Source organism: Methylobacterium sp., assembly GCF_019750675.1.
Classification (GTDB): domain Bacteria; phylum Pseudomonadota; class Alphaproteobacteria; order Rhizobiales; family Beijerinckiaceae; genus Methylobacterium.
This window is the reverse complement of the sequence record NZ_JAIEOF010000183.1, coordinates 1-13,807: the sequence shown is the minus strand read 5'-3', so window position 1 is coordinate 13,807 and position 13,807 is coordinate 1. Positions and strand designations below refer to the sequence as shown.

Sequence of the window (13,807 nt, the reverse complement as noted above, 5' to 3'; positions counted from 1 at the left end):
GGCGATGCGTGCGACGAGCCCGGATCGAACCATGTCGAATCCCGTACGGTCGAAAGGCGGCGGTCACTGCGCGGCACATGACCGGAGCGCCTGGGCCGAGAGCGCGCCGTCGCCCAGGGAGCGGGCGACCTGCCGACAGAGGCCGACGAGGGCGGCGACCATCGGCGTCGCGGGTTCCCGCTCCGGTACGACGACCCCGACCGTCTGCCGGATGTCCGGCTCCACGATGGGGATGGCCCGCAGACCCGGGAGTGGCCCGAGGGCCTCGGTGAGCACGGCCGGCATGACGCTCGCCCAGCGCAGGGTCCGAACATGGGTCATCAGAACGATCATCGAGTTGGACTCGAGGGCGGGCGCCGGCTCGGTGCCGCTCGCCCTGATCTGCTGATCGATGATGCGCCGGTTCTGGAGATCGGGCGTCGGCAGGCAGAGTGGGGTCCGGCCGACCTCCGCCCAGGTGATGCGGTCCATGCCGTCATGCCGGCCGCCGACGGCCGTCAGCAGCTGGTATCGCTCCTGGAACAGCGGGATCGCCTTGAGCCGGCCGAGCGGTTCACCGTCGAGGTAGGTGAGGCCCGCATCGGCCTCCAGGTTCTCGATGCGGTCGAGGATGTCGTCGGACGTCGCCGACAGGACGCTGAGGCGGACGTCCGGATAGCGCAGATGATAGGGCACGGTGAGGGCCGCGATCATCGGCAGGACGGTCGGGATCGCGGCGATCCGCAGGTGGCCCGCGGGCCCCCGCCGCAGCGTCGCGACGTCCTCGCGCATCGCGCGCGTGTCGGCGACGATCCGGCGGGCCCAAGTCAGGACGCGCTCGCCCTCCGGCGTGAAGCCCTGGAAACGGGAACCGCGCTGGACGAGCCGGGTGCCGAGCCGGCCTTCGAGGCTCTTCACGCCGGCGGACAGCGTCTGCTGCGTCACGCGGCACGCTTCGGCCGCGCGTCCAAAGTGCTGTTCGCGCGACAGGGCGAGGAGGAGATCCAGCTTGTCGATCAACGGTCCGAACCAGACGCGTGGTGCCGATGGGCCGCGCACCATAGGATGTATAGATCCACTTTTGGAGGTTCAATAAGAAACCGCCTTCCAATTTGCCACGTTCTCGCTCCTGCTTTAATCCGGACGGCGCGATCGACACGACGAACGCGCGGGAGAAGCCAGGATGAATGTTCGCGTCGGTGTCGCCTTCCCGGAGGATACGGGCCCGGCCCCCTGGCTCTCGCGCGAGCGGATCGTCGCGCGGGCCGGCTTCAACCGCTGGCTCGTGCCGCCGGCGGCCCTGGCGATCCACCTCTGCATCGGGATGTCCTACGGATTGTCCGTCTTCTGGCTGCCCCTGTCCCGGGCCCTGAGCGTGGGTCAGCCGGCAGCCGCCGCCTGCCCGGAGATGAGCGCCGCGACGGCCCTGTTCACGACGACCTGCGACTGGCGCGTCAGCGACCTCGTCATCGTCTTCTCCATCGGCATCGTCATGCTCGGCCTGTCGGCGGCGGTGTTCGGCGGCTGGCTGGAGCGGGCCGGCCCGCGCAAGGCGGGACTCGCGGCGGCCCTCTGCTGGGGCGGCGGCTTCCTCGTCGGCGCCCTGGGCGTCTACCTGCACCAGCTCTGGCTCATCTGGCTCGGCATGGGGCTGATCGGCGGCATCGGCCTGGGGCTCGGCTACATCTCGCCGGTCTCGACCCTGGTGAAGTGGTTTCCCGACCGGCGCGGTATGGCCACCGGCATGGCCATCATGGGATTCGGCGGCGGCGCCATGATCGGCTCGCCCCTCGCGACCCTGCTCATCAACACCTTCAAGACGCCGTCATCGGCGGGCGTCTGGGAGACGCTGGCGGTGATGGGGGGCCTCTACATCCTGGCGATGCTCTGCGGCGCCTTCGGTTACCGTGTGCCGCCCGCCGGCTGGCAGCCTCCGGGTTGGACGGCCCCGGCCTCGAAGAGCGCCATGATCACGTCCGGCCACGTCCACCTCGACAAGGCCCACCGCACCCCGCAATTCTGGCTCCTCTGGGCGGTGCTCTGCCTCAACGTCTCGGCGGGCATCGGCGTGCTCGCGCTCGCCTCGCCGATGCTGCAGGAGATCTTCGGCGGCGCGTTGATCGGGCAACCGGGCCTCGGCTTCGCGCAACTCGATGCCGGCCAGAGGACGCAGATCGCCGCCGTCGCGGCCGGTTTCGTCGGCCTGCTCTCGCTGTTCAACATCCTGGGCCGCTTCTTCTGGGCCTCCCTATCGGACAGGATCGGGCGCAAACTCACCTACGCCACCTTCTTCGCCCTCGGCTGCCTCCTCTACGCGGCGGCGCCCTGGACGGCCGGGATCGGATCGAAGGCGCTGTTCGTGATCGTCTTCTGCGTGATCCTGTCGATGTATGGCGGCGGTTTCGCCACGATCCCGGCCTACCTCGCCGACATCTTCGGCACCCAGTTCGTGGGGGCGATCCACGGCCGGCTCCTCACGGCCTGGTCGACGGCGGGCGTGGTCGGCCCGTTCGTGGTCACGGCGATCCGTCAGGCGCAGGTGGATGCCGGCATCCAGGGCGCCGAACTCTACACGCGGACGATGTATATCCTGGCGGCCTTCCTGGCGGCCGGCTTCGTGGCCAACCTCCTGATGCGTCCGCTGGCCACGCGCTGGTTCATGAGCGAGGCCGAACTGGCGAGCGTCGCGAAGGGCGGTGCCGCCGCGGGTCCGGGACGGGGCGGAGAGTTCGGGATCGGCCGCGGGGGCCTGAGCGCGGGCGCGCTGCTGGCTTGGCTCGCGGTGGGGATCCCCATCGCCTGGGGTATCTGGACCACCCTGGCCAAGGCGCTGATCCTCTTCGGCTGACGCGCGAAACGCCCGAGCCGTTCATTCGGGCAGGCCAGACCCGTTCGGCGATCACCGACGCGTGGCCGCCCCGCGCAGTCTATCAACGCGCCGTCGCCCGCCTCCGGACCCGCGCTTCCGGTCCCGGCGGCGCCGTGGGCGATCGGAGCGCGCCGCGGCGTGAAGGTGTCCCCACCGCATCCACCGGTCGTTCCACCCACATCGTCACGGGTCGTGGCGGCAGCCATGGCAACGCCAGGCGTCCCTTCCGGGGGGTGTCCGTCGCCGGCGCACCCGTGGCCGAAAACCGGACGTTTTTGCGGAACAGCAAAAAAGCGTGCACTGCAAACAGAGGGGCGCTACCCTCGCCCCGACGAGGCGGCGTCACGATGTGCCGGGACCCCGGGCCGCGGGACGTCACAGGCGAAGGTCATACCGTTCATGGCAATCAACTTCGTTCGGAAAATCGGTGGTTTGTCGCGCCGCAAACCCCTTCTCCGGTACTTCGACGAGGGGTACTACCTGAGGGCGTATCCGCATGTCGCCGACCACGAACTCAGCCCGGTCGAGCACTATCTCTTGATCGGCTGGAAGGAGCGGAACGATCCAGGTCCGGACTTCAGCACACGGGGATACCTCGACGCCAATCCGGATGTCGCGGCGATCCGGGTGAACCCGCTCCTGCATTTCCTCCAGAACGGGATCGTCGAAGGTCGTAAAGGCTGGGAGAAGACGGCCGGGGGCGACTGATACCGAACCTCGATCCGGCGGACCCGTCGCGGTCCGCCCACGCCGGGACAGGGCGGTTTTGGTCCGCCCGACCCCGAACGAGCCTGACGGATGCGGCAGGCTCCCGAGGACGTCGAATGCGATCCCGCCGGAGTCTGGCGCGGGCCGCTGTTCCGTCCGAATCTCGAACGACGAATCCGACGATCATGGCTCCGGACCGGCTCCGGCGGATCGGGCCTTTGCCGCCGTCCGCTACGGATCGGGACACGGGTGCGCGCGCCATCGCCCCATAGCCTCCCGAACGATTCGACCAGCCGCTGAGGGTATCCGCCCGGGAGGGCATGCGGGAACGCTGCGTCCCACGGGTAAGGCCCGTCGCGCGTCGCGCTTCGACCTCGGAAGCGAAAATTCCCGATAGTTCGTATTTGAGTTGCGAAATTCGCGCCGATGAAACAATTTAGAAGCGAGTTTGCAATTGATATGTCTCGTCCGTCCCTGATCCGGAGAAGGAAGCATGACCGCACGAGCCTGGAACCACATCGAACCCGACCCGCAGGATCTATTCGGGTTCATCGCGATCGACGAACACACCCACAAGGAATGCGTCATCCAGGAAGCGACGGATCTCGGAGCGCGTCTCGTGATGATCGATGCCGATGCGGTACCCGGCGACTTCATCCTGTACTCGTTCTCCTTCGAGAAGGCGCTGCCGTGCAAGGCCGTCTCGCGCGACGACGAGGTCATCACGGCCTGGTTCAACTGCGACCTCACCGATCCGGGATGCGAGCCGCCCGCCGGAGCGCGGAATGGCTGAGGGTGTGGCCGCAGGAGTGTCCCCCGCCATAGCCGACACATGGTCCGAGCGTTGCCACGCGGAGATCTCGGCGGCTGCCCGAACCGCGCCCGGCGTCGCGGAGAAACGATCGAGCCCGCGCTATCCGGCGACCAACGCCGCTCTGATCCGGACCGAGTTCGGGAATCCCGTCAGTTGCACCCTGGTGGACCGATCCGAGGGGGGCGCCCGCCTGAAGGTCCTCAGCGTGCTCGGCATTCCGGAGGCCTTCGTGCTCTGCGTGGGTGCCGAGCAGTTGCGGGCCCGCGTCGCCTGGCGCAGCCCGAGCGAGATCGGCGTGGCCTTCGTCGTCGAGTAGGGACCGAACCGTCCCGGATCGCGGGCACGCGCCTGCCCGTCGCGATCTTGCGTCAACGGACCGTTACGATGTTCCCGGCTATGACCCAGCCGTGAAAGGTATGGCCATGCCGAAGCTTCATCACGCGGCCAGCGTGCTCGACGGCGCCGATCGCGGTCTCGGCAAGCAAATTCGCCGGGATCAGCTCGAAGCCGTTCGATCCAGCGTCCTGAACGCCATTCCCATCAACATGCTTCTCGGCGTGACGGCAACCCTGGTTGCTGTCCATACGGGTGTCGGCATGCTCGGAGCGAGCTGGCTGGCGGCCTCGACGAGCGTCAACATCCTTCGCATCGCCCTGTGCCGCGCCCCCTGCCTCGGGCTGTCCCTGTCCGAAGGGATGCCACCCGAGATGGCGCAGGCGGCGGAACGGTCGGTCGACGACCACCTGCGTCTCGCCTGCCTCATCGCCTTCCTGTCCGGCCTCGTCTGGGCCTGCCTGCCCGTCCTCTGCGACGGCTATCGCTCGACCCATGCCATCTTCTACCTGACGGTGACCTGCGGCATCACCGCTGGGGCGGTGACGCATGGGATCGCCTACGCCCGTATCCCGACCTGCTTCATCGTGCCCCCGCTGCTGTCCGTGGCGGGCTGCCTCGTCGCACAGGGCGCGTTCGAGAGCCTGTGCCTGGCCGCGACGGTCCTGCTCTACCTCTTCGCCCTGGTTCGGAGCGCGGCGAAGACCGAGCGAAGCTTCCGGGACGCGAGCCGGTTGAAGCACGAGGCCCGGGCCCTGGCCCTGGCGAGCGACCGGGCCCATGCCAGCGCCCAGGAACTGGCCGACCAGATGAGCCACCGGGCCACGCACGATGGTCTCACGGGATTGCTCAACCGAACCGGCTTCGAACGAAAGGCCGAGGCGATCGTCGGCGGCGAGACCGAATGCTGCCTGCTGCTCCTGGATCTTGATGGCTTCAAGTCGGTCAACGACCTCTATGGACACAAGCGGGGCGACGGGGTCCTGATCGAGGTGGCGCGTCGGATCGAGGATGTGCTGCCCCCGCGCTGCCTGACGGCGCGTTTCGGCGGGGACGAATTCGCGATTCTCTATCCGCTGACGGGCGGAGCGGTCGCGCCCGCGGATCTGGCCCATCGCCTGATCCAGACCGTGGCGGATCGCTTCGAGACGTTCGATGCCGGACGGCTCGGCCTGAGCATCGGCGTCTGCCACCTGACGGGCACCACCCTGACCGAGATGCTGAGCTGCGCCGACGAGGCCCTTTACGTCGCCAAGGCGTCCGGTCGCAACCGCCACCACACCTTCGACGAGGCGCTGCGCGCGCGCGCCACGATCCGCCGCGACAGCAAGCGCGACCTGCCCCAGGCTCTCGCGGACGGGCACCTGGAGGTGTGGTTCCAGCCGATCTACCGGCGGAGCGACCAGCGGATCGCCTGCTTCGAGGCGCTCCTGCGCTGGCGCCACCCCGTCCACGGCTGGATCGCGCCGCCCGATATCCTGACGGCCGCCGCGCTGTCGGGCCTGACGGAATCCCTGCTGCGCTTCATCCTCGAGAACGTCTGCGACCTGATGCTCGCCTTAAGCCGCGAGGGCCGAGACGACGTGAGCGTCGCCTTGAACGTCTCGCCGCGCGAGATGGCGCAGATCCCGGTCGACGAGATCATTCTCCAGCGCCTCCGGGCCCTGGGCCTTCCGCCGAACCGCCTGGAGATCGAGATCACGGAAGAGACGGCCCTCGACATCAAGGCCGTCCAGAGCAAGCTCGCGGCACTCACGGAAGCCGGCATCCGCATCGCACTCGACGATTTCGGAACCGGCTACTCCTCGCTCGCCTCCCTGCGACGCTTGGGGACCCGGCGCGTCAAGATCGACCGCAGCCTCGTGACGGGCCTGAGCGAATCCGAGGATCAGCGCGGCATGATCCAGGCCGTCCTCAGCCTGGGTCGCGCCCTCGACCTCGAGGTGGTCGCCGAAGGCATCGAGGGCGAGGCGGATCTGCGAACCCTCACGGGGATGGGGTGCCCGTTCCTGCAGGGCTATCACCTCGGCCGGCCGATACCGGCGGCGGAGGCGCTACGCCTCGAATCCCGGCTCGTTCTGGACGCGGCCTGACGCAGTCGGATGACGAGGCTGCCGATGCGAAGACCCGCTCCGCCGGCAAAGGCCGGGCGCGATTCGGAACTTCGGGCGACACCGCACCTCGAACGCGCCGCGCATTCTGATTGCGCCCCGCATTCTTATTGCGCTCCGCATTCTTGGCATACCAGAACTGCAAAGCTGTGGCTGGTGTCATCCGGGCGCTGGCGTAGAACCGAACCACGCTTTCCTCCCGAAGCGATCCCTGTCCCGCCCGGCTTCGGCCGCGGCGGGTTTTTGTTTCGATCCGGCCGACCTGTCGCTCGGGAGTGGCATCGGGGCTTCCAATACTGGCATACCACGTGGGAGAGTGCGTACGTTCCTTCCCAGGAACAGTGACGCACACCTTCACCCGCCCGGCTTCGGCCGAGGCGGGTTTTTCGTGGCCGCTGTCGGTCCGGTGTTCGGCCGGACACCGCCGGCCGCGCAGGCCGGCGGGATCGCGCTCAGGCCGGGAGCATCGCTCGCCGGCTCACCGGGCCCGTTACAGACGTGCCGTCTCGCGACGGTTGAAGCCCAGGGCGCACAGGGTGGCGACGGCGCCCGAGAGAAGGTAGACGCCGACCCAGGACAGGCCGAACCGGCTCGACACGCTGAGCGCGACCAGCGGCGCGAAACCGGCGCCGATCAGCCAGGCCAGATCCGAGGTCAGCGCCGCACCGGTGTAGCGGTAGCGCGAACCGAGATTCGCCGTCACCGAGCCGGAGGTCTGTCCGTAGGAGAGGCCCAGGAGGGCGAAACCGCCGAGGACGTAGATCGTCTGCCCGAGCTCGCTGTCGCCGAACACGATCGGCGCGATGATGCTGGCCACGGCGAACATCAGGATCAGGGCGGCCGAGACGCCGACCTGGGTGCGCCGGCCGATCCGGTCGGCCATCAGGCCGGAGATCACGATGGTGCCCGCCGCCAGGAAGGCACCCGCGCATTGCACGAGCAGGAACTCGCCCGCGTTGCGCTTCGTGAACAGGTGGATCCAGCTGATCGGGAAGACGGTGACGAGGTGGAACAGGGCGAAGCTCGCCAGGGGCACCACCGCGCCGATCAGCACGAAGCGGCCATGGGAGCGCAGCACCTCGAGGACGGGGGTCGGCTCGAGCTCCTGCATCTCCAGCATGCGGGAGAACTCCTCGGTGGCCACGAGGCGCAGGCGGGCGAACAGGGCGACCACGTTGATCGCGAAGGCCACGAAGAACGGATAGCGCCAACCCCAGTCGAGGAAGTCCTCGGTGGAGAGGTTGGCGAGGAAGAACGCGAACAGGGCGCTGGCCAAGATGAAGCCGACGGGGGCGCCGAGCTGCGGGATCATCGCGTACCAGCCGCGCTGCTTCTCGGGTGCGTTGAGCGCCAGGAGCGAGGCGAGGCCGTCCCAGGCCCCACCGAGCGCGATACCCTGGCCGATGCGGAAGGCCGCGAGAAGCCAGATCGCGACGGCGCCGAGGTGGTTGTAGTTCGGCAGGAAGCTGATCGCCATGGTCGATCCGCCGAGCAGGAACAGGGCGATCGTCAGCTTGACGCCGCGCCCGTGCCGCCGGTCGATCTCCATGAACAGGACGGAGCCGATCGGCCGGGCGACGAAGGCCAGGGCGAAGATCGCGAAGGCGTAGAGCGTCCCGGTCAGGGGATCGGCGAACGGGAAGAACACGCCGGGGAAGATCAGCACCGAGGCGATGCCGTAGACGAAGAAGTCGAAGTACTCGGCGGCCCGGCCGATCACCACGCCGATCGCGATCTCGCCCGGAGCGACGCGGTGGTCGCTGGAAGCCTCGTGGGCGTCGCGCTCCAACGACGACGAGGAAGGCACTGCGTATTCTGCGCTCATCGAAGGAACCGTGCTCGCTGCATGCGTTCGGGACCGAATCAGGCGCGGCAACCTCCGCGCAACGCCCCCATTAGATCGTGTGGACCGGTTTTGGCGCGCGCTTCGTCTGCGGCAAAGCGCAGCGCGACCCGTTCCCCGCCGAACCACCTAACAGAATGCAACGGCCCTAGCCTATAGGGAAATGAGACCCCCCTCGAAATGCAATCCAGGCACGCTATGCTCACAGCGCTGTTCAGACGCGACGCATTTCGCTTGTCATTTTGATGCGATGCAGCGCAGTGAGACGCGGCGTCACCCCTCCCGGAACCGATGGGACCGGGAGGGGTGACGACCCCACCGAGATCGCGCCAGACGAGTCCATGCCCGTCAAATTCCTCCGTAACCTCGTGCTCCTTCCGCTGTTCGGCCTGCTCTCGGGCTGCAACATGGTCCTGATGCAGCCCTCGGGTGACATCGCCGCCCGGCAGCGCGACCTGATCCTCGCCTCCACCGGCCTGATGCTCCTCATCATCATCCCGGTCATCGCGTTCACGCTCCTGTTCGCCTGGCGCTACCGCGTCTCGAACAAGGAGGCCGAGTACGATCCGGACTGGCACCACTCGACGCAGCTCGAAGTGCTGATCTGGTCCGCCCCGCTGGTGATCGTCATCGCGCTCGGCGCGCTCACCTGGATCAGCACGCACACCCTCGATCCCTACCGCCCCCTGAGCCGCCTCGACGCCGAGCGTCCCTTGGCCGCGGGCGTGAAGCCGCTGACGGTCGAGGTCGTCGCACTCGATTGGAAATGGCTGTTCTTCTACCCAGATCAGGGCATCGCCACGGTCAACGAACTCGCCGCCCCCGTCGACGTGCCGATCTCGTTCAAGATCACCTCCGCCACCGTCATGAACTCGTTCTTCATCCCCGCGCTGGCCGGGCAGATCTACGCCATGGCCGGCATGGAGACGAAGCTGCACGCCGTGATCAACAAGGCCGGTGTCTACGAGGGCCTCTCGGCCAATTACAGCGGCTCCGGCTTCTCGCGGATGAACTTCAAGTTCCACGGCCTCGACCAGGCCGGCTTCGACAGTTGGGTCGCCAAGGTGAAGGCCGAGGGTAAGCCCCTGAGCCGGCAATCGTATATCGAACTCGAGAAGCCGAGCGAGCGCGAGCCGGTGCGGTACTTCTCCACGGTGGAGAACGGCCTCTACGGCGCCGTGCTCAACATGTGCGTCATCCCCGGCAAGATGTGCATGAACGAGATGATGCACATCGACGCCATGGGCGGCGCCGGAAAAGAGAGCCACGGCAACCGCCAGCGCCTCGAATACGACAACCGCTACGCCGAGGAAGGCGTCGAGGCCCCGGCCGCCACGGTGGGCGGCTCGGGCCGCGAATCGCGCAGCCCCGAGCAGCCCGAGGGCATGAAGCCGAAATCCAACGCCCCCGCGGTGAAGCCGGGCTCGGCCCCGGAGCATTCCGGACACGACCATTCCGGCCACCAGGGCCACGGGGCCAAGGCGAACGACGGCACGGAGTCGAAGGGCTCCGACTCCGTCGCGCCCGGCCAACTGAACCGGTAACGCGGACGCTCACGCCGCCCGCGCCACAGACTCCTCTCACGAGCAAACCCCTCTCACGAGCAGGTCCCATGTTCTCCAATCCGGATCTCCAGAAGCTCCTATTCGGGCGCCTGACGCTCGATGCCGTGCCGCTTCATGAGCCGATCCTCCTCGTCACCTTCGCGATGGTCGGCCTCGGCGGCATCGCGGTGCTCGGCGCGCTCACCTATTTCCGCCTCTGGGGCACCCTCTGGCGCGACTGGTTCACCTCCGTCGATCACAAGAAGATCGGCATCATGTACATCGTCCTGGCGCTGGTCATGCTGCTGCGGGGCTTCGCCGACGCGCTGATGATGCGCGCCCAGCAGGCCATGGCCTTCGGCGACGTCGAGGGCTACCTGCCGCCGCACCACTACGATCAGATCTTCACGGCCCACGGCGTGATCATGATCTTCTTCGTGGCGATGCCGCTGGTCACGGGCCTGATGAACTTCGTGGTGCCGCTGCAGATCGGCGCCCGCGACGTCGCCTTCCCGTTCCTGAACAACTTCAGCTTCTGGATGACGGTGTCCGGCGCCGTCACCGTGATGGCCTCGCTGTTCGTCGGCGAGTTCGCCCGCACCGGCTGGCTGGCCTATCCGCCGCTCTCGGGGCCCGCCATGAGCCCGGGCGTCGGCGTCGACTACTACATCTGGGCCCTGCAGATCGCCGGCATCGGGACCCTGCTCTCGGGCATCAACCTCATCGCCACCATCGTGAAGATGCGGGCGCCCGGCATGTCCATGATGAAGATGCCGGTCTTCACCTGGACCGCGCTCTGCACCAACATCCTCATCGTCGCCGCCTTCCCCATCCTCACGGCCGTTCTCGCCCTGCTGTCGCTCGACCGCTACGTCGGCACGCACTTCTTCTCGAACGACCTCGGCGGCAACCCGATGATGTACGTGAACCTCATCTGGATCTGGGGTCACCCGGAGGTCTACATCCTGATCTTGCCGGCCTTCGGCGTGTTCTCGGAGATCGTCTCGACCTTCTCCAGCAAGCGCCTCTTCGGCTACGCCTCGATGGTCTACGCCACCGTCGTGATCACGATCCTGTCCTACCTCGTGTGGCTGCACCACTTCTTCACGATGGGCTCGGGCGCATCCGTGAACTCGTTCTTCGGCATCACGACGATGATCATCTCGATCCCGACGGGCGCCAAAATCTTCAACTGGCTGTTCACCATGTACAAGGGCCGCATCCGCTTCGAGGTGCCGATGCTCTGGACGGTCGGCTTCATGGTGACCTTCACCATCGGCGGCATGACCGGCGTGCTGCTCGCCGTGCCCCCGGCCGACTTCGTGCTGCACAACTCGCTGTTCCTGATCGCCCACTTCCACAACGTGATCATCGGCGGCGTGCTGTTCGGCATGCTGGCGGGCATCACCTACTGGTTCCCGAAAGCCTTCGGCTTCAAGCTCGACGAGTTCTGGGGCAAGGTCTCGTTCTGGTTCTGGCTCACGGGTTTCTGGTTCGCCTTCGCGCCGCTCTACGTGCTCGGCCTGATGGGCGTGACCCGCCGCGTCCAGCATTTCGACGACCCCTCGCTCCAGATCTGGTTCGTGATCGCGGCCTTCGGCGCCCTGCTGATCCTCTGCGGCATCGCCTCCTTCGCGATGACCCTGGTGGTCAGCTTCATCCGGCGCGACCAGCTGCGCGACACCACCGGCGACCCCTGGGGCGGCCGGACGCTGGAATGGGCGACCTCCTCGCCCCCGCCGGACTACAACTTCGCCTTCACGCCCGTGATCCACGACCACGACGCGTGGTGGGACATGAAGAAGCGCGGCTACAGCCGCCCGCTGCACGGGTTCAAGGCGATCCACATGCCGAAGAACACCGCCACGGGCCTGATCCTCGGTGTCTTGAGCATCATCTTCTCGTTCGCGATGATCTGGTACATCTGGTGGCTCGCCGCCTTCAGCTTCCTCGTGATCGCGGTGGTCTCCATCGGGCACACCTTCAATTACAACCGCGACTTCTACATCCCGGCCGACGAGGTCATCCGGACGGAAGGCCAGCGGACAGCCCTGATGGCGGAGCGCGTCTGAGACCATGGCATCCCACTCGATCGCCGCCATGAACGCCGTTGGACCGACCGGGGCGAACCCGGTCGATTCCTCGGCCTTCTACGACGCCAAGGGCGAGCATCACCCGGAAGGGAGCACGATGCTCGGCTTCTGGCTCTACCTGATGAGCGACTGCCTCATCTTCGCGGCCCTGTTCGCCACCTATGCGGTGGTGGGGCGCAACTACGCGGCCGGGCCGTCGCCCAAGGATCTGTTCGACCTGCCGCTGGTGGCGTTGAACACCTCGATGCTGCTGTTCTCCTCCATCACCTACGGCTTCGCGATGCTGGAGATGGAGCGGGGCTACCTCGCCCGCTGCCAGCTCTGGCTCGCCGTCACGGGCCTGTTCGGCATCGCCTTCGTGGGCCTGGAACTCTACGAGTTCCAGCACCTCATCCACGAGGGGGCGACGCCCCAGCGCAGCGCCTTCCTGTCCGCGTTCTTCACCCTGGTCGGCACCCACGGCCTGCACGTCACCCTCGGCATCGTCTGGCTGGTGACCCTGATGGTGCAGGTGCACCGGCGCGGGCTGGTGCCCGAGAACAAGCGCCGGCTGCTCTGCCTGAGCATGTTCTGGCACTTCCTCGACGTGATCTGGATCGGCGTCTTCACCTTCGTGTACCTGATGGGAGTCCTGCAATGAGCGCCGCGTCGAACGCAGGCCACGCCTCCGGACACGATGCGCACGCGCACGACGCGGCGCATGGCGACCACGGCGAGTCCCACGGCTCGTTCAAGGGCTACATCACCGGCTTCGTCCTGTCGGTGATCCTGACGGCGATCCCGTTCGCCCTGGTGATGGGCGACGTCCTGGGCAACGACCGCCTGACCGGCCTCGTGATCATGGGCTTCGCGGTGGTGCAGATCGTGGTTCACATGATCTACTTCCTGCACATGAATACGAAGTCGGAGGGTGGCTGGACCATCCTGGCCCTGATCTTCACCCTGACCCTGGTGATCATCACCCTGACGGGTTCGCTCTGGGTCATGTATCACCTCAACACCAACATGATGCCGATGCACATGCACACGCGCTGATGCGCGCGGGCGGAACGGCCCGGCGCCCCTCGGGCGCCGGACTCGTCATCCTGGGCATCGTCGGGCTGGCCCTGGTGGCCGGCCTCACCGCCCTCGGAACATGGCAGGTGCAGCGCCGGGCCTGGAAGCACGCGCTCATCGCGCAGGTGGACGCCCGCATCCACGCCGATCCGGCCGAGGCGCCCGGGCCGTCCGAATGGGCCGGCCTGACCCAGGAGGCCGATGCCTACCGCCGGGTCCGAGCCACGGGGCGCCTGCGCCACGATCGCGAGACCCTGGTCCAGGCCGTGACCGACCTCGGCGGCGGCTTCTGGGTGATGACACCCCTGGAGCGCTCGGACGGTACCACCCTGCTGATCAATCGCGGCTTCGTGCCGGCGGACCGGCGCGATCCGGCGGATCGGCGCGATCCGGCGGATCGGCGCGATCCGGCGAGCCGCCCGGAGCCCGGCGGCGCGGGGCCGATCACGGTCACGGG

12 protein-coding genes are annotated in these 13,807 nt (G+C 67.4%); 10 read left to right on the top strand and 2 right to left on the bottom strand.

The annotated features are described in order from the left end of the window. Nucleotides 1-63: 63 nt before the first annotated feature. The gene (locus K2X24_RS09990; RefSeq protein ID WP_292497343.1) at nucleotides 64-999 is read right to left on the bottom strand and encodes a LysR family transcriptional regulator; all 936 of its coding nucleotides are present in this window, start codon (nucleotides 997-999) and stop codon (nucleotides 64-66) included. 163 nt (nucleotides 1,000-1,162) lie between these two features. Here K2X24_RS09990 and K2X24_RS09985 point away from each other — a divergent pair, with 163 nt between their 5' ends. The 5 genes from K2X24_RS09985 (at nucleotide 1,163) to K2X24_RS09965 (ending at nucleotide 6,796) form a co-directional block, all read left to right on the top strand. Then, complete coding sequence (locus K2X24_RS09985; RefSeq protein WP_292497341.1) at nucleotides 1,163-2,827, top strand: OFA family MFS transporter; 1,665 nt, start codon at nucleotides 1,163-1,165, stop codon at nucleotides 2,825-2,827. 420 nt (nucleotides 2,828-3,247) lie between these two features. After that, the gene (locus K2X24_RS09980; RefSeq protein WP_292497340.1) at nucleotides 3,248-3,556 is read left to right on the top strand and encodes a hypothetical protein; all 309 of its coding nucleotides are present in this window, start codon (nucleotides 3,248-3,250) and stop codon (nucleotides 3,554-3,556) included. Nucleotides 3,557-4,049: 493 nt separating this feature from the next. Beyond that, the gene (locus K2X24_RS09975; protein WP_292497338.1) at nucleotides 4,050-4,349 is read left to right on the top strand and encodes a hypothetical protein; all 300 of its coding nucleotides are present in this window, start codon (nucleotides 4,050-4,052) and stop codon (nucleotides 4,347-4,349) included. After that, a complete protein-coding gene (locus K2X24_RS09970; protein ID WP_292497336.1) occupies nucleotides 4,342-4,686 on the top strand; it encodes a PilZ domain-containing protein in 345 nt (114 codons plus the stop codon). The genes K2X24_RS09975 and K2X24_RS09970 overlap by 8 nt, the downstream gene beginning before the upstream one ends. A gap of 106 nt (nucleotides 4,687-4,792) precedes the next feature. Then, on the top strand, nucleotides 4,793-6,796 hold the full coding sequence (locus tag K2X24_RS09965; RefSeq protein ID WP_292497333.1) for an EAL domain-containing protein: 2,004 nt from the start codon (nucleotides 4,793-4,795) through the stop codon (nucleotides 6,794-6,796). Nucleotides 6,797-7,304: 508 nt separating this feature from the next. Here K2X24_RS09965 and K2X24_RS09960 read toward each other — a convergent pair. After that, on the bottom strand, nucleotides 7,305-8,639 hold the full coding sequence (locus K2X24_RS09960) for an MFS transporter (protein WP_238278250.1): 1,335 nt from the start codon (nucleotides 8,637-8,639) through the stop codon (nucleotides 7,305-7,307). A gap of 359 nt (nucleotides 8,640-8,998) precedes the next feature. Between K2X24_RS09960 and cyoA the strand changes: the two genes are divergently transcribed. The 5 genes from cyoA to K2X24_RS09935 all read left to right on the top strand — a co-directional run. Next, nucleotides 8,999-10,201 (top strand): ubiquinol oxidase subunit II, encoded by a 1,203-nt coding sequence (gene cyoA / locus K2X24_RS09955; RefSeq protein WP_292497330.1) that lies wholly within the window; start codon nucleotides 8,999-9,001, stop codon nucleotides 10,199-10,201. 68 nt (nucleotides 10,202-10,269) lie between these two features. Further along, the gene (cyoB, locus tag K2X24_RS09950) at nucleotides 10,270-12,273 is read left to right on the top strand and encodes a cytochrome o ubiquinol oxidase subunit I (RefSeq protein ID WP_292497327.1); all 2,004 of its coding nucleotides are present in this window, start codon (nucleotides 10,270-10,272) and stop codon (nucleotides 12,271-12,273) included. Nucleotides 12,274-12,301: 28 nt separating this feature from the next. Beyond that, nucleotides 12,302-12,934, top strand: coding sequence for a cytochrome o ubiquinol oxidase subunit III (gene cyoC / locus K2X24_RS09945; RefSeq protein WP_238278261.1), 633 nt, complete (start codon nucleotides 12,302-12,304; stop codon nucleotides 12,932-12,934). Next, a complete protein-coding gene (cyoD, locus tag K2X24_RS09940; protein ID WP_292497326.1) occupies nucleotides 12,931-13,329 on the top strand; it encodes a cytochrome o ubiquinol oxidase subunit IV in 399 nt (132 codons plus the stop codon). Before cyoC ends, cyoD begins: the two co-directional genes overlap by 4 nt. Next, nucleotides 13,329-13,807: SURF1 family protein (locus K2X24_RS09935; protein ID WP_292497324.1), on the top strand; the 479-nt coding region annotated here is incomplete at its 3' end. The genes cyoD and K2X24_RS09935, both read left to right, overlap by 1 nt.